16 protein-coding genes are annotated in these 19,612 nt (G+C 70.9%); 9 read left to right on the forward strand and 7 right to left on the reverse strand.

From position 1 onward, the window contains the following. Window positions 1-99 precede the first annotated feature (99 nt). The 3 genes from FHW12_RS04050 to FHW12_RS04060 all read left to right on the forward strand — a co-directional run bounded on the left by FHW12_RS04050 (window position 100) and on the right by FHW12_RS04060 (window position 2,067). Window positions 100-465, forward strand: coding sequence for a hypothetical protein (locus tag FHW12_RS04050; protein ID WP_182529681.1), 366 nt, complete (start codon window positions 100-102; stop codon window positions 463-465). 113 nt (window positions 466-578) lie between these two features. After that, window positions 579-1,763 (forward strand): hypothetical protein, encoded by a 1,185-nt coding sequence (locus tag FHW12_RS04055; protein ID WP_182529682.1) that lies wholly within the window; start codon window positions 579-581, stop codon window positions 1,761-1,763. A gap of 94 nt (window positions 1,764-1,857) precedes the next feature. Continuing rightward, window positions 1,858-2,067 (forward strand): hypothetical protein, encoded by a 210-nt coding sequence (locus FHW12_RS04060; protein WP_182529683.1) that lies wholly within the window; start codon window positions 1,858-1,860, stop codon window positions 2,065-2,067. Window positions 2,068-2,114: 47 nt separating this feature from the next. On the opposite strand, the gene FHW12_RS04065 is transcribed toward FHW12_RS04060, so the two are convergent. Beyond that, window positions 2,115-3,785, reverse strand: a complete 1,671-nt coding sequence (locus tag FHW12_RS04065) for an AMP-binding protein (protein WP_182529684.1) — start codon at window positions 3,783-3,785, stop codon at window positions 2,115-2,117. 103 nt (window positions 3,786-3,888) lie between these two features. Beyond that, window positions 3,889-4,749: an endonuclease/exonuclease/phosphatase family protein gene (locus tag FHW12_RS04070; RefSeq protein ID WP_182529685.1), complete on the reverse strand. Its 861-nt coding sequence runs from the start codon at window positions 4,747-4,749 to the stop codon at window positions 3,889-3,891. A 108-nt stretch (window positions 4,750-4,857) separates the two neighbouring features. Here FHW12_RS04070 and FHW12_RS04075 point away from each other — a divergent pair, with 108 nt between their 5' ends. Further along, window positions 4,858-7,110, forward strand: a complete 2,253-nt coding sequence (locus FHW12_RS04075; RefSeq protein WP_182529686.1) for a hypothetical protein — start codon at window positions 4,858-4,860, stop codon at window positions 7,108-7,110. A 196-nt stretch (window positions 7,111-7,306) separates the two neighbouring features. Further along, window positions 7,307-7,966: a glutathione S-transferase family protein gene (locus FHW12_RS04080; RefSeq protein ID WP_182529687.1), complete on the forward strand. Its 660-nt coding sequence runs from the start codon at window positions 7,307-7,309 to the stop codon at window positions 7,964-7,966. A gap of 15 nt (window positions 7,967-7,981) precedes the next feature. Here the strand turns inward: FHW12_RS04080 and FHW12_RS04085 are convergent, their stop codons facing one another. Then, window positions 7,982-9,103 (reverse strand): flavin-containing monooxygenase, encoded by a 1,122-nt coding sequence (locus FHW12_RS04085; RefSeq protein WP_182529688.1) that lies wholly within the window; start codon window positions 9,101-9,103, stop codon window positions 7,982-7,984. Window positions 9,104-9,275: 172 nt separating this feature from the next. On the opposite strand from FHW12_RS04085, the gene FHW12_RS04090 reads away from it, so the two are divergent. Continuing rightward, window positions 9,276-10,316: a sensor domain-containing diguanylate cyclase gene (locus tag FHW12_RS04090; protein ID WP_182529689.1), complete on the forward strand. Its 1,041-nt coding sequence runs from the start codon at window positions 9,276-9,278 to the stop codon at window positions 10,314-10,316. A 53-nt stretch (window positions 10,317-10,369) separates the two neighbouring features. Here FHW12_RS04090 and FHW12_RS04095 read toward each other — a convergent pair whose 3' ends face one another. Together FHW12_RS04095 and FHW12_RS04100 are read right to left on the reverse strand one after the other, a co-directional pair. Further along, on the reverse strand, window positions 10,370-11,932 hold the full coding sequence (locus FHW12_RS04095) for an ankyrin repeat domain-containing protein (protein WP_182529690.1): 1,563 nt from the start codon (window positions 11,930-11,932) through the stop codon (window positions 10,370-10,372). Between the two features lie 199 nt (window positions 11,933-12,131). After that, complete coding sequence (locus FHW12_RS04100) at window positions 12,132-13,211, reverse strand: hypothetical protein (protein ID WP_182529691.1); 1,080 nt, start codon at window positions 13,209-13,211, stop codon at window positions 12,132-12,134. A 197-nt stretch (window positions 13,212-13,408) separates the two neighbouring features. Between FHW12_RS04100 and FHW12_RS04105 the strand changes: the two genes are divergently transcribed. Both FHW12_RS04105 and FHW12_RS04110 read left to right on the forward strand, forming a co-directional pair. Then, window positions 13,409-13,723, forward strand: coding sequence for a hypothetical protein (locus tag FHW12_RS04105; RefSeq protein WP_182529692.1), 315 nt, complete (start codon window positions 13,409-13,411; stop codon window positions 13,721-13,723). Then, entirely contained in the window at window positions 13,723-14,664 is a 942-nt protein-coding gene (locus FHW12_RS04110; protein WP_182529693.1) for a hypothetical protein, read from the forward strand. The genes FHW12_RS04105 and FHW12_RS04110 overlap by 1 nt, the downstream gene beginning before the upstream one ends. Here the strand turns inward: FHW12_RS04110 and FHW12_RS04115 are convergent. Beyond that, window positions 14,651-15,292 carry a DUF998 domain-containing protein gene (locus FHW12_RS04115; protein ID WP_182529694.1) on the reverse strand — a complete coding sequence of 214 codons (642 nt, stop codon included), beginning with the start codon at window positions 15,290-15,292 and terminating at the stop codon, window positions 14,651-14,653. The two genes, FHW12_RS04110 and FHW12_RS04115, sit on opposite strands and share 14 nt — an antisense overlap. A gap of 81 nt (window positions 15,293-15,373) precedes the next feature. Between FHW12_RS04115 and FHW12_RS04120 the strand changes: the two genes are divergently transcribed. Further along, window positions 15,374-18,025 carry a winged helix-turn-helix domain-containing protein gene (locus tag FHW12_RS04120; RefSeq protein WP_182529695.1) on the forward strand — a complete coding sequence of 884 codons (2,652 nt, stop codon included), beginning with the start codon at window positions 15,374-15,376 and terminating at the stop codon, window positions 18,023-18,025. Between the two features lie 13 nt (window positions 18,026-18,038). Here FHW12_RS04120 and FHW12_RS04125 read toward each other — a convergent pair whose 3' ends face one another. Next, window positions 18,039-19,553: a hypothetical protein gene (locus tag FHW12_RS04125; RefSeq protein WP_182529696.1), complete on the reverse strand. Its 1,515-nt coding sequence runs from the start codon at window positions 19,551-19,553 to the stop codon at window positions 18,039-18,041. Between the last annotated feature and the right edge of the window lie 59 nt (window positions 19,554-19,612).

The following is a 19,612-nucleotide window of genomic DNA, read 5'->3' on the forward strand; positions in this document are numbered from 1 at the left end:
CGTCCCGCAGGCGCCGCCTGAGTGCAGAGCGCAGCGTCCAATCCGCCGCACCGGCGACGAAGCGATCACGGCGATCGCACGCCGGCATGCGGAGGACCCATGCGTACAGCGATCCTGATCACCCTGCTGCTCGCCGGCGGACTCGCCGGACGAGCGGCCGCTGCGGGGGACATGCACTACCTCGACCTCGTCAACACGGCGCCGTCGAGCCTGACCGCATTCGCGGTCGCCGCGGCCGGCAGCGACGACTGGCGCGCGGTCGAACTCGGCGACGCGCCGTTGCGGGGCGGCGGCGACTCGACCACCGTCGCGATCCGCGGCGACTGCGTGCGCGACCTGCGCAGCACCTTCCGCGACGGCCGCGTGCTCATCCAGCGTAATTTCGACGTCTGCCGCTACCGCAGCTACCACACCGGCCAGTACCTGCGCCGCGCGCCGGCGAATGCGCGGCTCGGGCACGACTGAGCGCGCGCACCGCGAACCGGACCAGCTCACGTGGCGAAAGTGGGCCTCCCGGCGCGCCGGCGCAGCGGCGACGCTGGCGTCGTCACGAACGGTGACGTCCTTCGGAGAGACCCATGCGCCAGATCACATTCGCGCTCGTCGCGGCACTCGGCATCACCGCGCCGGTGGCGTTCGCCGCCGCCGCGACGGTGCACTATCGCGTCACCGTGCTGCCCGCGCTCGACGGCAACGTCGCCGCGAACAGCCGCGGCAAGAGCATCAACGACCTCGGCCTCGTGGCCGGGTATTCCAACGCGTCGAACGGACAGCGCCATGCGGCCGCGTGGGCGTTCGGCCGCAAGCTCGACCTCGGCACGCTCGGCGGTGCGCCCGATCTCGCGAGCTCGGTGCCGTGGCCGAGCAAGAACCTGCTCGGCCTGGTCTCGGGCATCTCGCTCGTCGACGACCTCGATCCGAACGGTGGGCAGGGCTGGAGTTGCTCGGCCGGCGGCTTCCTCGCCAATCCGGGCGGACACGCCTGCCACGGGTTCGTCTGGGCGTTCGGCCGCATGCACGACCTCCCGCCGCTGGCGGGCGGCAACAACAGCTTCGCGACCGGCACCAACGGCTGGGGACAGACGGTCGGCTGGGCCGAGAACGGCGTCGCCGACGGCGATTGCCTCGCGCCGCAGGTGCAGCAGTTCCGCCCAGTCGTATGGGGCCCCGACCATCGGCCGCACGCGCTGCCGCTCGTCGACGGCGATACGTCCGGTTCGGCCACCGCGATCAACGACCGCGGCCAGATCGTCGGCATCTCCGGCATCTGCGACCAGGCGGTCGGCCGCTCGAGCGCGCGCCACGCGGTGATGTGGGAGAACGGCCGCCTCATCCGCATCGACAACCCGAACGGTGCGCCGTACTGGAACACGCCGATGGCGCTGACCGAGCGCGGCGACGTCGCCGGTTTCGCCGGCGTGCCCGACGACTTCGACGGCAACTTCACGCGCGCGTTCAGCTGGTCGCGCACGGCCGGCTGGAAATGGATCGACCTCCTGCCCGGCGACATCGCGGCGATCGCGACCGGCATCAACCTGCGCGGCCAGGTCGTCGGCTATTCCAACGACGGCGCGGTCTTCCATCCGTGGATCTGGCACAACGGCCGGATCGCCAACCTCGACGGCCTCGTCGACCGCAGCAACGGCTTCCAGGGCACGCTCAACCTCGCCGACGACATCAACGATGCCGGCGTGATCACCGGGCGCGCGACCGCCGCGGACGGCAGCAGGATCGCATTTGTTGCAACACCCATCGCGCACTGATGTACGAACATGATCGTAAGGCCGCGGGCACCCGCCCGCGGCCGGCGGCGACCGCGCGGCGAGAGGCGCGTCGCCGGACGAACCGGAGGACGCAATGAACACTCCCGAAGAAGGCCAGGACGTGCAGGTGAGGATCGGCAGCGGCGCATGGCAGTCGGCGACGTATCGCCGCGGCCAGTTCGTCGACGCATTCGGCCTGCCGCTCGATCCGCAGCGCATCTCCGAATGGCAGGCGACCGAACCGCGCGCGCGCGACACGCGCGACCGCCTCGCCGAGTGGAATGCACTCGGCTCATTCCACTAGGCGAACGGGGCGAACCGGCCGCGATGCCGGTTCGCCCGCACGGATCGCTACAACGGGCGTTCGGCGAGCTCGCGCCGGAGCAGCTTGTCGACCGCCGAACGCGGCAGCGCATCGAGGAATTCGACGCGCTTGGGCTGCTTGAAGTGCGACAGCTTCTCGAGGCACCACGCGCGCACCGCGTCTTCGTCGAGCGATGGGTCGCGCCTGACGATGAACAGGCGCACGCGCTCGCCGTCCTCCTCGTCCGGCATGCCCACCGCGCAGACGTCGGCGATGCCCGGATGCGCGCCGACGACGTCCTCGATCGCGGCCGGATACACGTTGGCGCCGTCGACGTTGATCATGTCCTTGATGCGCCCGAGCAGGTACAACGCGCCGTCCGGCTCCATGCGGCCGAGATCGCCGGTGCGGAACCAGCCGTCCGCGGTGATCGCGCGCGCATTCTCGTCGGGCCGCTGATCGTAGCCGGCCATCATGAACAGGCCACGCAGCCAGACCTCGCCGATCCGCCCCGGCGCGACGGCGCCCAGGTCGGGCGCGTCCGGATCGCGCATCGTGACCTCGACCGACGGGAACGGGAAACCGACGCTGCCGAGGCGGCGTTCGAAGCCGAGTTCGCCGGCGATCGGCACCGAGGTCTCGGTGAGGCCGTAGCCCTGCAGCAGCGGCTTGCCGGTGATCTGCTCGAAGCGGTCGCGGATGTCCGCGCGCAGCGGCATGCCGCCGACGAGGCCCGAGCGCAACGCCGAGAAGTCGAGCTCGGCGAAGCCGGGCGTCGCCATCAGGCGGTTGTGGAACGCGGGCCCGGCGAGGATCGAGTTGATCGGCCGCCCGCGCCAGCCGGCGACGACGCGCTCGGCGTCGATCATGCGCGGGAACAGCAGCTGCGTCACGCCGCGGCTCGAGTACTGCAGCAGATTCACCGACATGCCGGCCGCGTGCGAGAACGGATGCACGCTCGCGACGAGGCCGCCGGCACGGCAGGTGTGCTCTTCCATGGTCAGGCGCAGGATCTCGATGCCCGCGCGCATGTTCGCGTGCGTCGTGCGCACGGCCTTCGACACGCCCGTGGTGCCGCCGGTGTACGACATCAGCGCGAGGTCGTTCGCGTGCACGTCGCGCTGCACCGGCGGCAGGCGCATGCCGCGCGCGAGCGCCGCGTCGAATGCGACCGCGTCCGCCGGCGCCGGCGCGGCGACCCCGAACAGGTCCGGCGCGACGGTCACCACGAGCTGCTTCATCGCCTCGCTGCCGCGCGCTGCGCGCAACGTCGGCATCAGCACGTCGAGGCCGACCACCGCCTTCGGCGCGATCGCGCGGATCGGCCCCTCCATTTCCTGCGACGTCGCCGCGATGTACACCGGCATGACCGCGACGCCGGCGGTCCACGCGGCGAGCAGCGCGATCGGGAACGCGGGCACGTTCGGCAGCAGGAACAGCACGCGGTCGCCGGGCTCGAGCTTCCATTCGTGCACGAAGAAGCGCGCGAGCGCGTCCGCCTGCCGCGCCCAGTCGGCGTACGTCAGCGTTTTCCCATCGAGTTCGAACGCGACGAGATCGGCATGGCGCGCACACGCATCCTGCAGCAGTGCGAGCATCGTTTCGTCGGGCCCCACGCGGATGTCGCGAGGCAGGTTGTCGGGATACCGCGCCGTCCATGGACGGCTCGCATACCAAGCCGCGGCATCGGCCGCGGCATCGAGTCGACCCAGATTCATTTTGTATCACCCCTGTAGCAATGGACGATCCCCTTAATCGTCCATTGTGGTCATCCTACACTTTGCCGGGGTGACTTCACTGAATGCAACCCCGGTGCGAGCCTCATGGCCGCCGCCGGAGCACCGCCCGTACGCCGTAGTGGTCGGAGGCCCAGGTGCCGTCGGCGGCGGGCCGGTCGAACAGTCGCGTCGCCGACAGCGGCGTCCAGGCCCGCGGATCGTACAGCACGTGGTCGATCCGCAACGGGGCGTAGAACGCGAGGTTGAGCGTGCTGTGCCCCGCATCGTCCTGTGCCGCGTCCGCGTGCAGCACGTCGTAGGCGTCACGCAGGCGGGCGAGCAACGGCGCGAATTCCGGCGCATTCGCCGGCGCATTGAAGTCCCCCGCGACGACGGTCGGCGCTCCCGGCGCGGAAGCGACCGCGATGTAGGCTTCGAGGTCCTCGACCTGCGCACGACGGATCGCGCCGCCCTCCGGCGTCCAGTGCAGGTGCGTCGCGTACACCTCGAGCGGCTCGCCGTCGACCGCGATGCGCAGGTGTAGGGCGACGCGGTAGTCGTCGAGCGGCGCGAGCGCTTTCCATCCTTGCGCGAGGATGCGGTGGCGCGTGAGGATCGCGTTGCCGTAGCGACGCGGCTTGTCGGCGGCATCGACCGAGGCGAACACGTAGCGAAAGCCGAGGGCGTCGGCGATCGTCTTCGCCTGGTTCGGCAACCCGCGGTCCTGCAGGACTTCCTGCAACGCGATCACGTCGGGCCGCAACGTGCGCAGCGTGCGCACGATGAGCGCAGCGCGGCGCGGCCAGTCGCCGGCGTCGTGCCAGAGGTTGAGGGTGACGACGGACACCTCGCGGCCGTCGTACGCGCTGGCGCTGTCCCCGGCGACGGCGGCAACGCCGGCGAACAGCAGGCTCCACGTCCGTCGCGCGGCGGCTCGCAGGGTGGGTCGCGTGGCGCGCTTCATGCTTGCAGCCTGCCACGTCCGCGCTCGGCGCTCCATCGCTGTGACGCAGCGCCCGGAAATGCGCGCCGCAGCGCGCACAATGCGCGCACCGCTCGCCGGAGTACGTCGATGACCCTGCATCGCGTTCTTCCGTCCGCCTCGCGGACGGTGCGTCGTGGGCTGCATGCCCTGCTCGCCGCCGCGGCGGCATGGACCACGCACGCTACCGCGGAGTCCGTGTTCCGCGACGGCTTCGAGCCGCTCGAACCGCCGCCGGCCGTGACGATCCTGCGCGACGACCGCGTGGCGACGCTCGAGATGGACTACGACGGCGAGAACGCCTGGGGCCAGTGGTGGACGATGGACGGCAGCGGCCACGACGCCGCCGGCTTCCTCGTCAGCTGGTGGCCGGCCGGGACCGCCGCGCCGCTGCTGCCGCGACCGGATGCGAAGCACGACGGCAGCCTCGGCTGCCTCGACGGCGCGCACGCGAAGGCGAGCGCCGCAACCGTGCGCTGGCTCGTCACCGGCAACCGCCGCGTGCAGCTGCAGCCGCTGCTGAACGGTTCGCCGTACCACGTGCGCGTGCAACGCATCGACGCCCTCGGCGAGATCATCAGCCTGCCGCGCGACCTCGACTTCGACGGCGGCGACGCGACGCGCGTCGACGCGCTGCGCGCGTCGATGACCCATTTCGACGACTTCAACCTGCCGCTCGGTCCGGCCGACGAGACGCTCTGGAACAACGCCACGGTCACCTCGACCGACGCACGCTTCAACCTGTTCTTCGTCAACGACCAGTACCACGCGCACACGCTGCACGGCACGCGCGTCGACAACACCGGCGACCGCTCGCAGACCTCGCAGCGTTTCCGCAAGCCCGTGCGCATCGAGAACGGCGTGCGCCGCCGCATCGTGTTCGACATGGACGGCCCGCTCAGCCCACGCTCGGTCTGGTACCTCGACCTCAACCCGGTGCGCACCGACCTCACCGCGCACATCGACTTCTTCGACATGGACGGCACCACCGGCCTGCCCGCGGGCACCCTGCGCCTGCGCTCGCAGTTCCAGACCTTCAGCGTGAACATCATCGGCATGGACGGCGCATCGCACCAGGTCGCCTCGGTGGACATGGAGGACGCGGGTCGCCAGGCGGTGTCGAACGTGCGCCGCTCGTTCGAGGCGCGCGTCGGCACCGACGGCATCGAAGTGCTCATCGACGGCCGCAGCGTCATCGACGCGAGCTACGCGCCGTACGCGCTCGCGCCGGGCGACTACGAGCCGCTGTGGATCGCGTTCGGCTACAACACGCCGAAGGACGCGGTGCCGTACTACCTCGTGCACTGGGACAATTTCGGCTTCGACGGCCCCGACGTGGACCCGCGCGAGGTGCACAACTACGTCACGCGCATCGAGGGCACCGACTATCGCAAGGCCAACCGCGGCAACGGCGACTTCCCGAGCTTCACCGTGAAGATCCCCGACGACCTGCGCCCGACCGTCGCCGGCGCCACCGCGCAGGCGACGCTCGTGCTCACCTACCAGATGGGCGATTTCTCCAACTTCACGCTCGTGCCGGGCGACCATGTCACGCTCAACGGCAGCGCGACCTACGCGCTGCCGCAACGCGACAACAACAGTGTGCCGAGCGATCCGGGCCTGCTCACTTGGGGAATTCCCTACACGGTGCAGGTCCCGCTCGGCACGCTCGTCCATGGCGGTGCGTCGCCGCTCGTCGTCGGCGACAACACGTTCCAGTTCTTCGCCGAGAACACCGGCATCCTCGACGTGCACGTCGAGGTCGCCTACCCGCCCGGCAGTGCTCCGGCCTACACGCCACCGGCGGCGATCCACCACTTCCCGCTGCACAGCGAACTGCCGCGCCTCGGCCTGCCCGCTCGCTTCGAGCAGATCGGCGATACCCAGGTCGGTGATTCGCATCGCCTCACCGCCGACCCACCCGCGCGCATCGCCGTATCCGGCGTGGTGCCGCTCAACCTCGTCGTCGGCAACCACAGCTACGCGAACTGGGCGCCCGAGCTCATGGTGTTCCCGGTGCAGAGCACCGAAGTGTGGAGCACGGGCGGCACCACCGGCATCGCGACCATCGAGGTGTTCCTGCGCCCGAGCGGCGGCGACGCCGGCACGAGCACGCGCGTGCTCGCGCTCGATACCGGCCGCGACGTCCCCGCGCCGCAAGGGCGCTACCTGCGCAGCTTCGACAGCCGCGCATTCGCGGACGGCGACTACGAGCTGTTCGTGCAGGCGACCTCCCCGTCCGGCCTCAAGAGCCATCCCAGCTACGGCGACGAGACCTATCTGTGGGACGCGGCGCAGCTGTCGGGCGCGTATTACCCGATCCAGGTCCACATCCAGAACTGAGCAGCATGGCCGGCATTCGCCGTTCGTAGGCCGGACGACCGCAGGTCGGCGGGCGCTTCTCGCCGCGCGCCGCGTTCGCCGGCCGCGCGGTGCGCGTCCGGCCTATCCGCGCGCCTGCGTAGCGGCGAGCCCCCCCGCCGTGTCGATCTCCGGTACTCCCGTTCGTCGAACGAGCGAACTCCCACCGGAACCCGCCATGTCGTCCCGCCTCGCGCTCTACGCCCACCCGTTCTCCTCGTACTCGCAGAAGGCGCTCGTCGCCTTCTACGAAAACGACATCCCGTTCGAATACCGCAGCCTCGAAAGCGAGGAGCACCGCGCCGAACTCGCGCGCCTGTGGCCGATGCGGCGCTTCCCCGTGCTTGTCGACGACGGCCGCACGATCGTCGAAGCGACGACGATCATCGAGCACCTCGCGCTCCACCACCCGGGCCCGGTGCGGCTCGTGCCGCTCGATCGCGAAGCCGCGCTCGACGTGCGCGCGCTCGACCGCTTCTTCGACAACTACGTGTCGACGCCGCAGCAGAAGGTCGTGTTCGACCGCCTGCGGCCGGAAGCCGATCGCGATCCCTACGGTGTCGCCGAGGCGCGCGCGATGCTCGACACCGCCTACGCCTGGCTCGAACGCCACATGGAAACACGCACCTGGGCCGCCGGCGACGCGTTCAGCCTCGCCGACTGCGGCGCGGCGCCGTTCCTGTTCTACGCCGACTGGACCCAGCCGCTCGGCGACCGCTTCCCGAACGTGAGCGCGTACCGGCGCCGCCTGCTCGCGCGGCCATCGTTCGCGCGCGCGGTCGACGAAGCGCGTCCGTTCCGGCCGTACTTCCCGCTCGGCGCGCCCGATCGCGATTGATCCGGCGCGACCCGATCAGGCCGTGCGCGCGAGGTAATCGGCGACGTTGTCGGCGAGCACGCGCGCCGAACGCCCCGCTTCGAACAGATGGCCGCGCAGGCTGTGTACGTAGCCATTGAAGTAGAGCCCGGGCAGCACGGTCGGTTCGCCCGACCGTGCCAGCGGGTCGTGCACGGCATCCAGTACGCCATCGGCCTCGATCAGCGCGTCGAGGCCGCTCGTGAAGCCGGTCGCCATCAGGATCGCGTCGAACGGTTCGCTGCGCCCGTCGGCGTAGACCGCGCCGCCGACCGTGAGCCGTTCGAGCGCGGGGCGTACCTGCACCGTGCCGCGCTTCAGCGCCGCGACGAAGCCGACGTCGATGATCGGTACGCGCCGGCTCGAATACGGCCACCACGCGGGTCGCGGATAGCCGTGGCGCGCGAGGTCGCCGAGTACGAGTCGCGCGGTCAGGCGCGCGAGCCGGTCGGCGATCGCCGGCGGCAGCCGGCTCAGCAACATGCCGGTCTTCTGCACCGGCTGGCCGAACGGATCGCGCGGCACGACCGGCGGCGGCGTGCGGATCGCGAGCGCGACGAACGCGGCGCCGTGCTCGGCGAGATCGGTCGCGATCTCGGCGCCGCTGTTGCCGGCGCCGACGACGAGCACGCGCCGGCCGGCGTAGCCGGTCGCATTACGGTAGTCGACCGAATGCACGAGGTCGCCCGTGAACAGCTCGCGCCCGGGCAGTGCCGGCACCACTGGCACGCGGTATTGCCCGGTCGCGACGACGACCACGCGCGCGCGCCAGCGCGCGTCCGCACCGTCCACGTCCCAGCGCGCGCCGGACCGGCGCAACGCCGACACCGGCGTCAGCGTGCGCACGCGCACGCCATGATGGCGCGCGTAATCCTGCAGGTATCCCGCATAGGCGTCGCGCGAGAGGTAGCGCCCGTGCTCGCGCGGTATCGGATAGCCGGGCAGGCCGGAATGGTCGCGCACGGTGTGCAGGTGCAGCCGATCGTAGCGGCGCGCCCAGGTGCCGCCGATCGCCGTGTCCTGCTCGAGCACGAGCGGGTCGAGGCCGCGTCCGCGCAGCACGGCCGCGGCGGCCAAGCCCGCGGCTCCGGCTCCGACGACTACGATCTTCTCGTCCATGCATGCCTCCGGAGAGCGCGCGACGGCGCATCATGCGGCCACATCGTGGATCGGCGGACGCATCCGGCGTACCGTTCGACCGCCGGCGTCGGGCGAGGCGTCGGCGAAGGAAAATCCCTCATGGCACCATTCTGGCATGGTCTGCGATCGACGCATCCGCGATCATTGGCGCATGACGACCGTACTCTCTCCTTCCGCCGATTTCGTCGGTCGCCTCAGCGACTCGATCGTCGCCGCACGTTCGCTCGAGGAACTCGTGCGGCCGCTGCTCGAAATGCTGCAGGCCGTCACCGGGCTCGAATCCGCCTACGTGACCGCGATCGACGAGCCTGCCGGCCTGCAACACGTGCTGTTCGCGCGCAACTCGCGCCGGCTGCAGATCCCTGAGGGCCTGTCGGTGCCGTGGGAGGACACGCTGTGCAAGCGCGCGCTCGAGGAAGGCCGCACCTACACCGACGACGTCGCCGCGTGCTGGGGCGACTCCGACGCCGCGCGGGCGCTCGGCATCGCGACCTACACGAGCACGCCGATCCGCACCGACGACGGCGCGCTGTACGGCACGCTCTGCGCGGCGAGCGACGAGCGCAAGCCGCTCGCCGGCGGCGCCGAGCGCGTGCTGCAGATGTTCTCGCGCCTGATCGGCCAGCAGGTCGAGCGCGAACGCCTCGTGCAGTCGCTGCGCGTCGCCAACGACGCGCTCGCGACGAGCGCGCTGCTCGATCCGCTGACCGGCCTGCCCAATCGCCGCGCCCTCATGGCCGACCTGCGGCGCCGCGTCGCGCAGGCCGATCGCGAGCATCATTCGCTGCTGATCGCTTTCGTCGATCTCGACGGCTTCAAGGCGATCAACGACCGCTACGGCCACGATGCCGGCGACCGTTTCCTGCACGACATCGGCAACGCGCTGGTGGCAACCTTGCGCGCCGGCGACCTGTGCGCGCGCCTCGGCGGCGACGAGTTCGTCGTGCTCGCCGGCGGACCGCACGAGAGCGATCCCCCGCAAGCCGCGGTCGACGCGTTGCACCACCGCCTGCAGGCGGCGACGACACGCCGCTTCGACCTCGGCGACGCCGGCGCGATCGACTACAGCGGCCCGAGCATCGGCGTCATCGCCGCCGATCCCGCGGTCACCGATCCCGACGTGCTGCTCATGACCGCCGACGCGGCGATGTACCGCGTCAAGCGAGCCCGGCGCGAAGGGCGTGTGTCCTGAGCGAAGCGAAGCATCGCACCCGCCGGGCGATACGGCGGGTGCGAAGTCGCGACTCATCGCGATCGCAGTTCGTCGAAGTACGCCGCGACGTCTTCGGCGAACGCATAGCGCGGATCGGGGATCGGCGAGCCGCCCGCGATGAGCGCCCGGGCACAGCCGAGCCAGTCGCCCGGCTTCTCGTCCGCCAGGTTGAGCGAGGCGAAGCTGAGCGTGCCGTAGACGTTGTCGTTGTAGTTGTGGCGTTCGTCGTAGCGCGCGCCGTGGGCGAGCAGGAAGGCGGCGAGCGCGCTGTCGCCGCGGAACACGGCCCAGTTGAGCGCGCTGCCGCCGATGTCGCCGCCGCGCACCGCGACCGGCCAGCCGAACTCGACCATGACACGCACGCCGTCGTCGGCACCGCTCGCGGCGAGTTCGGGCAGCAGGCGCAACTGCATCTCGTCGAGCTTGTCAACGATGTCGGGGTGGCGCGCGCGGATCGATGCCGCGGTTTCGCGGTCTCCACTCGCGCAGGCGACGACGAAGCGTTCGCGTTCGTCGGCCGGCGCGTCGTCGACGGCACCCGCCTCCCTCAGCAGCGCGACGACGTCGGTCATGCCCATGTGCGCGGCGATCTTCAGCGCGGTCGCGCCGTGCGCGTTGCGCGCGTTCGGATCGGCGCCGGCGTCGAGCAGGATCTTCACGATCGCGGCCGAACGTCGCCGCCGCAACGCGTGCGGCAGCGGTCCGTCGCCGCCGCGCTCGTTCGGATCGCCGCCGTGCGCGAGCAGCAGGCGCAGGTAGTCGGGCCGCTCGTAATCGAGCACGTGTCCCATTGCGTTGGTGCCGCTCACGCGCGCGCCGGCGGCGAGCAGCAGGCGCACGCACTCGATGTCGGCGCCTTCGACCGCGTGGTAGAGCGACTCGTTGTCGTCGGGGTTCGCGCCCGCGTCGAGCAGCATGCGCGTCAGCGCGACGTCGTGATTGCGTCCCGCGGCGGCATACAGCACGCTGAGCGGGTCGCCCGGAAATTCCGCATCCTCGGTCGCGTCGTCCGGATTCGCGCCCGCGGCGAGCAGCAGCGCGACGACCTCGCGCACGCCCGCGGCGAATTCCGGCAGTCGCACGAACGCGGAGAAGCAGGCCGCGACGAGCGGCGTGCGCGTCCAGCCCTCGCCGCGCGCATCGACCCAGCCCGAGTCCGCCGCTAGGCGCGCGCGCACGGTCGCGACGTCGCCGATCGCGCAGGCGAGCACGGGCTCGGCATCGAGCATGCGCGGATGCTCGCGCAGCAGGCGCGCGGCGAGCTGCGGGCGCGCGGACTGGAAACCGCCGCCGAACGCCCAGGCCTTCCAGCGGCGCAGCCGCTCGGCCGCGTCGAGATCGACCGCCTGCGTTTCGACGAACTGCTTGAGTTGTGCCCACGACGCGAAACCGTATTCGCGCGCGAGGCACGATTGCGCGTCGTGCAGGCGCAGGCCGAGCGCGGCGATCGCCGCGTCGTCGCGGCCGTGCGCCGCGGGCAACGACGCACGCAGCCGTTCGAGCGCATCGCGCTCACCCGAGCGGTACGCGACGAGAAGTTCCTTCGCTTGCTTCTTGAGCTGATCGAGATCCGGCCGTTGCGGCAGGCTTTTCATGACAACCTCCATGCATGGATGCCGAAGGTCCGCAATCCCGGCTGCACAAAGGTCGTGGATGGCCAGCAAACACAAGTGGGTTCAACCCTTCCCGCGGACCCGGAGGCGGCTTGCGACGCCACCGACACGATAGCACGCGCCGCATCCACGCGGCGCCGTGAAACGCGTCCGCCGATGCATGCGGAGCGACGCGCTGGGGTCAGTCGAACCCATCCACGAACACGTCGTCGCCCGCTACGCTCGCCTGCATCGATACATGGTCCACCAGCGCCGCCTTCGGCGATCCGGAAGTCGCATACGAAAAAGTCATCGACACGGCTCTGGTGGCCACTGGCAACGCATGATTCAGAAGCGAATGCTGGTCCCACTCGCCGACGACGATCTGCGCAGCCACTGCTTCGGTTCCGAGCATGCTTCCCGTGCAGTGTTCGTTGTCGAAGTACGCCAGCGTGAGGAGCGGATCGTCGCTGCCGATCGAACGCTGCGTGAGCCACTCGACATCGATTTCAGGACTCGCGATGACCACGCATTCGGCAATCGAGGCCTGGTCGCCTGCCCCCGTCACGGAAAGGGCCATCGACCCCGGCGACGGGTATCCGTCGGTACCGTCGTACAGCACGCCACCATTGCCGGACCTCGATATCCGCCACGGGGAAAAGAAGGCGTCGAAATCGGCATTTTCCACGCGATTGGCCGGCGGCGAACTCAGCGGATCCAAGGATCCCGCGGGTACCAGCTCCGCGTGATCCACGTATGCGCCACCGGCAATGTAACTGTCGAAACCGATGCTGAAGCGAACGCTGTGCGCGGTGGGGTCACCGAAAGGATATCGCGACCGCAACGTCAACCAGCCGCTGAAGTCCCACGGCCCGTCGATGACGGTATTCGAATAGAACGGTTGCGTCGCGCAATCTTCGTCGGAATAGAATTCCGAACGGATCAGGCCGTACTGAATGAAATTCAGGAAGTGCTGGTCTTCGAGGCGAACGAATACATTCGCCTCGAGGTCGATGCCGGAGTAAGGCACGCATTGATCGAGGCTGGCGGAGCCGGTCGGAGTCTGGAAAGCAGCGGAACCTGCCGTCGGATGACCCGGACCCGCCTCCCACACGACCGTGCTCCCGTCGGTCGTGGAAACATTCCAGCCATCAAGCGACATCGCGAAATCGGAATTCGCGAGTAGGTTTTGGGCGGGTGCGACCGGGCATGGGATCAAGACCAGTGCTGCTACCAACACACGTAGCATATCGCCGAATCCGCCGTTGAATGGGCCGATCATAGCAGCCAGGAGTCCGACCACTCGCGCGGCCATAGCCCGCGGGAATGGTCGCATCACGCGCGCTTATCGCGATAAACCGCGTGCATCGCGCGATGCCAACGTTTCATTGGCGCCGCCGTGCGCGTGCGACTAGCGTGGTTCGCATGGGCGGCCGGCACTTCGTCGCCGACGAAAACCCGAGCCGGCGGAGACGCGCGATGAAGAGCGACTGCGGTACGAACACCCTGCCCGCGCACCGGCGCCGACGCGCCTGCGTCGCGCTCGCACTGCTCGCGCTGCTCGCATCGTGCGGCGTCGCCGCCGCGCACCAGCTCGTCGCGCACGCGATCGCGGGCGGAGGCGGCATCAGCCATTCGCCGGGCGGCTGCCGCACGCTCGAAGGCAGCATCGGCGAGACCGCGGCCGGCGTTTCCGCCAATGCCGGCTACACGTTGCGCGCTGGTTATTGGGCCGGCGCAGGCAGCGCCCAGCGCGACTCCGTGTTCCGTACCGGCTTCGAGGGGTGCCAGTGATGAATCGCCCACCGCGTCACCTGCAAACGCTGCTTCGGCGAGCGCTGCTCGTCCTGCCGTTTACGTTCGCGACGGCCGCGTTCGCCGATCCGCAGCTTCCCGATTTCGTCTACCAGGGCCGCCTGCAGGAAAACGGCGCCCCGGCGAACGGCAGCTTCGATCTTGCCTTCGCGCTGTTCGACGCGGCGAGCGGCGGCAACCAGGTCGGCGTCGCGATCGACGAACCCGACTATCCCGTCGACGACGGCCTGTTCAGCGTCTCGCTCGGCTTCCCCGGCGCGTTCGCGGGCACGCAGCTCTATCTGCAGGTGTCGGTCGAAGGCGTGCCGATGCTGCCGCGGCAGCCGGTCGCGACGACACCGGTCGCCCAGTTCACGCTGAGCGGCAGCACCGGGCCCGCAGGCGGCGACCTCGCCGGCGCGTATCCGAGCCCGAGCATCGCGAGCGGCGCCGTCACCAATGCGAAGATCGGCGCCGCAGCGGTCACGAGCTCGAAAATCGCGGACGCCAGCGTCACGAGCAGCAAGATCGCGTTCTCCGCGGTCGGCAACGGCGAGCTCGCGTCGAACGCGGTCACCTCCTCGAAGATCGCCGACGGTGCGATCGCCAGCGCAGATCTCGCCGACGGCAGCGTCGGCACCACGAAGATCGCCAACGACAGCGTCACGCGCGGCAAGATCGCCGGCGGCTACTCCGCCGGATCCATCTCGATCTCGCTCGGCGCGCACGTGTGCGCCGACGCCAACCTCGGCGTCTCCGGCGCGCAGGCGGGCGACATGGTGATCTTCAACGTGCAGGCCGGAGCCAGCCTGCCGGGCGGGGTGCTCGTGCAGCCGCTCGGCGTGCCGAGCAACGGCACCGTGGTCGGTCGCTTCTGCAACCTGACGGCGGCCGGGATATCGTTCTCGAACCTGCCGGTCTACGTGCTCACGCTGCGTTGACGGACGCGGAGCGCGTGGGCGCCGTGCGCAAGCGCCACGCGCCGATCGCGAGCCAGGCGAGGATCAACACGATCACCGCCTTCTGGCTGACGCCGCGCGGGCCGACGCGCAGCACCGCATGCGCGAGCAGTGCGAGGAAAGCGAGCACGGCGAGCGGCAGCGCGGTCGGGAAGCGCGCGCGCCAGTCTACGTCCCGGCGCAGGCGCAGCGATTGCCAGAGCATCGCGAGCGTGACCGAGAGGAACGCGGTCATCGCGGCGAAACCGTGGATGCGCGCCTCGAGCGAAGCCGTCCCGGACCGCGTCGCCGATTCGGCGAACGCGGTTACCACGAGCGCGAAGCCACCGAGCGCGAACAGCGCCGGCGCGATCCGCGCGCGCTCGGGCACGCGCGCGGTGCGGAAACCGAAGCCGAGCGCGACGAGCGCCGCGCCGAGCACGACATAGGCCGCCTTGACGACCGGTCCGTACGCGCCGACCAGGTAGAAGCTCAGCGGCGCCGTGGTCCAGTCGAGGTCACCGCGCGCGAACTGCACTACGAAGCAGACGAGCGCGAACGCGAGCACGCCACCGAAGGCGATCGTACCCAGGCGCGCTGCGCGGTCGTGGCGGTGCGGAGCGATCGGCATGGCGGAGCATTCCTCGGCGCGGGGCGCGGCATCATAGCGGTTCGCTTCGACGCGCCGTACGCGGCGCCGTAAGATGCACGCGTGTCGACGCCTGCCCGCCCCGTGTTCACGTTCGGCGCCTTTCGGCTCGATCCGGCCGACCGCCGGCTGCGCCGCGACGGCGTGCCGCTCGACCTCCCGCCGAAGGCATTCGACGCGCTGGCGTTGCTGGTCGAACGCGCGGGCCGCCTCGTTTCCAAGGACGATTTCTACGCGACGCTGTGGCCGCGCACCGTCGTCAGCGAGGCGAACCTCAACAAGTACGTGTGGCAACTTCGCCGCACCCTCGGCGACGGCGACTGGATCGAGACGGTGCCGAAACTCGGCTACCGCTTCGTCGCGGCCGTCACCGTCGACGACGCGACGCGGGAACTCCCGGGGCCACTCGTCGCGCCGATGCCTGCCGTCGACGCGCATGCGCGTGCATCGGCACGGCGCGTGCTCGTCGGAACGATGGCGATCGCGCTCGCTATCGCGCTCGTCGCGGCGGCATGGCTGCGCCACACGCAGCCAGCGACGACCGCCTCCATCGCGGCGACCGGCACGTCGCCGCTGCCCGTCGCGCGACGCACGCTCGTATTCGCTGCCACCGTACCCGCCGGCGACGTTTCGCACGCGCTCGCGTCGTCGCTGCCCGCGCTGCTCGCGGAGGAGATGGCGCTGTCGGAGGACCTGCGCGTCCTGCCGCGCGCCGACGTCGGCCTGCAGTTTCCCGACCTGCTGCGGCCTGCCCGCGCGGACGATCGTGCGACCGGCGAGCGCGACTACGCCCGCTGGCGGGCGCTAGGGGCCGACCTCGTCGCGTCGACGACGCTCGCGCCCGAACCGGCGCTCGGCGCCGACGGCCTGCGCGTCGACGTGCGCGTGTACGACATCGCACGCGCCGAACTCGTCGAGCGCATCGGCGTGGCCGGATCGGGCGACCACCTCGACGCGCTCGTCGCACAGGCCGGCGATCGCCTGCGCAACGCGCTCGGACTGAACCCGCTCAGCGCGGCGCTCGCGCGCGTGCGCCGCGCGACCTCGCCGGCCGACGCCGACGCCGCGCGCGCGTACGGCGAAGCGCTCGAGCTCGAATCCGAGCGCATGGCGAACGGTGCGCGCGAGCGGCTCGCGTTCGTCGTCGCGCGCAGTCCCGGTTTCGTGCCGGGCTGGATCGAGTACGCGCGCAGCCTCTACGACGGCGGCTTCGCCGCGCAGGCGACGGCCGCCGCGCGCGACGGCCTCGTGCATGCGGCAGCGGCGCCGCGCGAACTCCGCCTCGCGCTCGAAGCAGTGCAGTACGAGGCGAGCGGCGCGTGGCCGCAGGCGATCGCGAGCTACGACGCGCTGTACCGCTTCTATCCGGATCGCGTCGACTACGCGTTGCGCCTCGCCAGCGCGCAGCTGTGGGGCGGCAGGCCGGACGACGCGGATGCACTGCTCGCCTCGCTGCGCCGGCAACCCGGTCTTGCCGACGATGCACGCGTGCTGCTGCAGGACGCCGAGATCGCCAAGCAGCGCGGCGACTTCACGCGTGCGCGCGCGACCGCGACGCGTCTGCTCGGGCGCGCCGACGAACTCGGCGCACCGCACCTGCGCGCCCGCGCGCTGCTGATCCGCGGCACCGCGGCGAACCAGCTCAAGGACCACGACGCCGCGCAGGTCGATCTCGCCGCCGCGCGCGCCGCATTCGTCGCGGCCGACGACGCGTTCTTCGTCGCGCGAAGCGACGTCCGTCTCGCCCTGCTCGCGCAGAGCCGCAACGACCTCGACGCGGCCGGACAGCGCCTGCGCGCTGCGCTGCCCGTGTTCGAGCGGCTCGGCGCGCAATGGGACGAGAACATCGCGATCGGCAACCTCGTCAACGTCGACCTGCAGCGCGGCGACAACCGCGAAGCGCGCGAACTGACCGAACGCTCGCTCGCGCTGAGCCGCACGATGGGCGATCACGCCGGTGAGAACTGGGCGCTCGCCCAGCTCGCCGGTTTCGCGTTCGCGGCCGGGCAGACGCGCGCCGCGCTCGCCGCGGCGGACCAGGCGATCGCCGGGTGCCGCGCCGCCGGTGACACGCGCAACCTCGCCTGGACGCTCGCCGACCGCGCGCAGTACCTCGACCTCGCCGGCCGCACCGACGACGCCGTCGCGAGCGCGGACGAAGCGCTGCGGCAGGCGCAGGCGATCGACGACGCGACCGCGCAGTCGATCGCGCTGCGCACGCGCGGCACCGCCGAGCTGCACGGCGGCCGCGACGATGCCGCACGCCGCGACCTCGAACAGGCGCTCGCGCTCGCCCGGCGCAGCGACGAACCGCTGTACGCCGCGCTCGCCGCGCTCGCGCTCGCCGACGCGTCGCTCGAAGCCGGCGACGCGCAGGCCGCCCGCACCAGGCTCGCGCCGGCGATCGCCGAGCTCGAACGCAGCGGCGCGCGGGGCGCGCTCGCCCAGGCACGCGCGCTGCAGGCGCGCGCGAGCGCGGCGCTCGGCGAACACGCCGCCGCACGCGAACAGCTCGCCGCGAGCGAGCGCGGCGCGGCCGGCGCCGACTACGTCGACGCGCTCGCCGCGCGCTACGCCGCGGTGCAACTCGCGGCAGCCGCCGGCGACGGCACTCGCGCACGCGCGCTCGCAGCCACCCTGCGCGGCGAGCTCGAGGCGCGTGAGCTCGCGGGCGCCGCGCGGCGCGTCGATGCGCTGCTCGCGGCACGCCGCTGAGCCGTCCACGCGGTCAGTCGAAGTCGTCGGCGAAGATGAGATCGCCCGTCAGCTTGAACGCGGTGTAGTAGTAAGCGCCGGGTACCGAGTAGTCGTGCGTGTAGCCGCCGAGCAGCAGGCCTTCGCCGCCGGCGAAGTTCAGCGACATGCCGCGCGTCTCCGCGCTGAGGCCGCCGATCGGCACCTGCGCCGCCTGAACACCCGGCAGCGACGCGCTGAAGTCGCCGAACGTCGGATCGACCGTCGCCTGCGCGTCGATGCGCACCGCCGCGAGGCGTGCATCGTCGCTCGCTGTGTTCCAGTAGAACCAGCCGCCGAGCACGACGCGGCCATCGCGCTGCACGACGATGCCGTTCGCCTGCGCGTGCCCTTCGAACGTCGGCGCGATCGAGAAATCGATCATCGCGCGGCCATGGCCGCCGAGCACGGACGTGTCGAGCGGTCCACTCGGCAGGAACGCGGCGACGCCCATCTTGTCGACCGTACCACCGAGTGGATGCACCGTGCCGCCGACCCATACGCGCCCCGTGCGCCGGTCGCGTGCGACGCTCGTCGGCACGCTCGGCGTCGCATTGACGGTCGCCGGATCGAACGCGAACGAGGTCAGGAACTCCTGCGGAAGATCGGGCGTGCTCAAGGTGACGAGCACGCCGATCGCGCGCGGAGGCGAGCCGGCCACGGCATAACCGGCACCGTAGCAGCGCGTGATCACGCCTTCCGCGCATGCGCCGAACGCGTACAACTCGCTCGCGACCGCGACGCTGCCGGACGTCAGATCGACGCGGTAGTAGCGCGTGCCGTCGACGTCGAGGTGGCTGCCGGCGGGCACGTACGCGCCGGCGTCGTCGAGCATGAACACCGCGCCGTGGCGCAAGCCGTCGCCGCTGCCGTCGCGCACGCTGCCGGCGACGAGCGCCGCGTCGCGCGGCAGGCCGTTGCGCACGTTGCCGATCGCGACCGCCCACGCGCGGTCGTCCGGCCCGAGGTTCGCCGCGCGCGCGAGTGATGCCGCGCCACCATTGCCGTAGCCGGCATCGAGCACGCCGTCCGCGGTCAGCCGCCAGGCGGTCATGTAGCTGCCGCTGAGGAACTCGAATTCCTCGCCGACGACGAGGATCCTGCCGTCGCTCTGCAGGCCGACCGCGTAGGCGGCGAAACTCGAGAACGCGCTGGAGTGGATCACCATCTGCCCCGGCGTGACCGGATCGCCGAACGTCGCATCGAAGCTGCCGTCCGGCAGCAGGCGCGATACGCCGATCGAGCGATGCCCGCCGTAGATGTCGTTTTCGCTGATGCTGCCGACGAGGACGACCCTGCCGTCGGGCTGAACCGCGGATGCGTAGGCGTAGTCGGTGACCGGAGCGCCGGCCGGCGCCGAGCCCCAGAGCAGATAGGAACGTCCGTTCGCGCCGAAACCGGTATCGAAGCGGCCGTCCTGCGCGACCGCGTTGCCCATGGACGCGAGTGAGAAACCGGCCGCGATGGCGAACCGCCGAAGGGCGGGTTCGAACCGGAAGGGAGCATCCATGGCGCGATCCTCGCGAGCGACCGTGCGGTCGATGCGTCGAGGATCGTCCGCACCGGCGC

Source organism: Dokdonella fugitiva (assembly GCF_014138265.1).
In the GTDB taxonomy this organism is placed as follows: Bacteria; Pseudomonadota; Gammaproteobacteria; order Xanthomonadales; family Rhodanobacteraceae; genus Dokdonella_A; species Dokdonella_A fugitiva_A.

Coding starts and splice junctions, on each gene's coding strand:
- FHW12_RS04070 (WP_182529685.1), bottom strand. CDS start 4,749: ATGAAGCGCGCCACGCGACCCACCCTGCGAGCCGCCGCGCGACGGACG.
- FHW12_RS04110 (WP_182529693.1), top strand. CDS start 13,723: ATGAATCGCCCACCGCGTCACCTGCAAACGCTGCTTCGGCGAGCGCTG.
- FHW12_RS04105 (WP_182529692.1), top strand. CDS start 13,409: ATGAAGAGCGACTGCGGTACGAACACCCTGCCCGCGCACCGGCGCCGA.
- FHW12_RS04095 (WP_182529690.1), bottom strand. CDS start 11,932: ATGAAAAGCCTGCCGCAACGGCCGGATCTCGATCAGCTCAAGAAGCAA.
- FHW12_RS04060 (WP_182529683.1), top strand. CDS start 1,858: ATGAACACTCCCGAAGAAGGCCAGGACGTGCAGGTGAGGATCGGCAGC.
- FHW12_RS04115 (WP_182529694.1), bottom strand. CDS start 15,292: ATGCCGATCGCTCCGCACCGCCACGACCGCGCAGCGCGCCTGGGTACG.
- FHW12_RS04100 (WP_182529691.1), bottom strand. CDS start 13,211: ATGATCGGCCCATTCAACGGCGGATTCGGCGATATGCTACGTGTGTTG.
- FHW12_RS04090 (WP_182529689.1), top strand. CDS start 9,276: ATGACGACCGTACTCTCTCCTTCCGCCGATTTCGTCGGTCGCCTCAGC.
- FHW12_RS04075 (WP_182529686.1), top strand. CDS start 4,858: ATGACCCTGCATCGCGTTCTTCCGTCCGCCTCGCGGACGGTGCGTCGT.
- FHW12_RS04065 (WP_182529684.1), bottom strand. CDS start 3,785: ATGAATCTGGGTCGACTCGATGCCGCGGCCGATGCCGCGGCTTGGTAT.
- FHW12_RS04050 (WP_182529681.1), top strand. CDS start 100: ATGCGTACAGCGATCCTGATCACCCTGCTGCTCGCCGGCGGACTCGCC.
- FHW12_RS04055 (WP_182529682.1), top strand. CDS start 579: ATGCGCCAGATCACATTCGCGCTCGTCGCGGCACTCGGCATCACCGCG.
- FHW12_RS04080 (WP_182529687.1), top strand. CDS start 7,307: ATGTCGTCCCGCCTCGCGCTCTACGCCCACCCGTTCTCCTCGTACTCG.
- FHW12_RS04125 (WP_182529696.1), bottom strand. CDS start 19,553: ATGGATGCTCCCTTCCGGTTCGAACCCGCCCTTCGGCGGTTCGCCATC.
- FHW12_RS04085 (WP_182529688.1), bottom strand. CDS start 9,103: ATGGACGAGAAGATCGTAGTCGTCGGAGCCGGAGCCGCGGGCTTGGCC.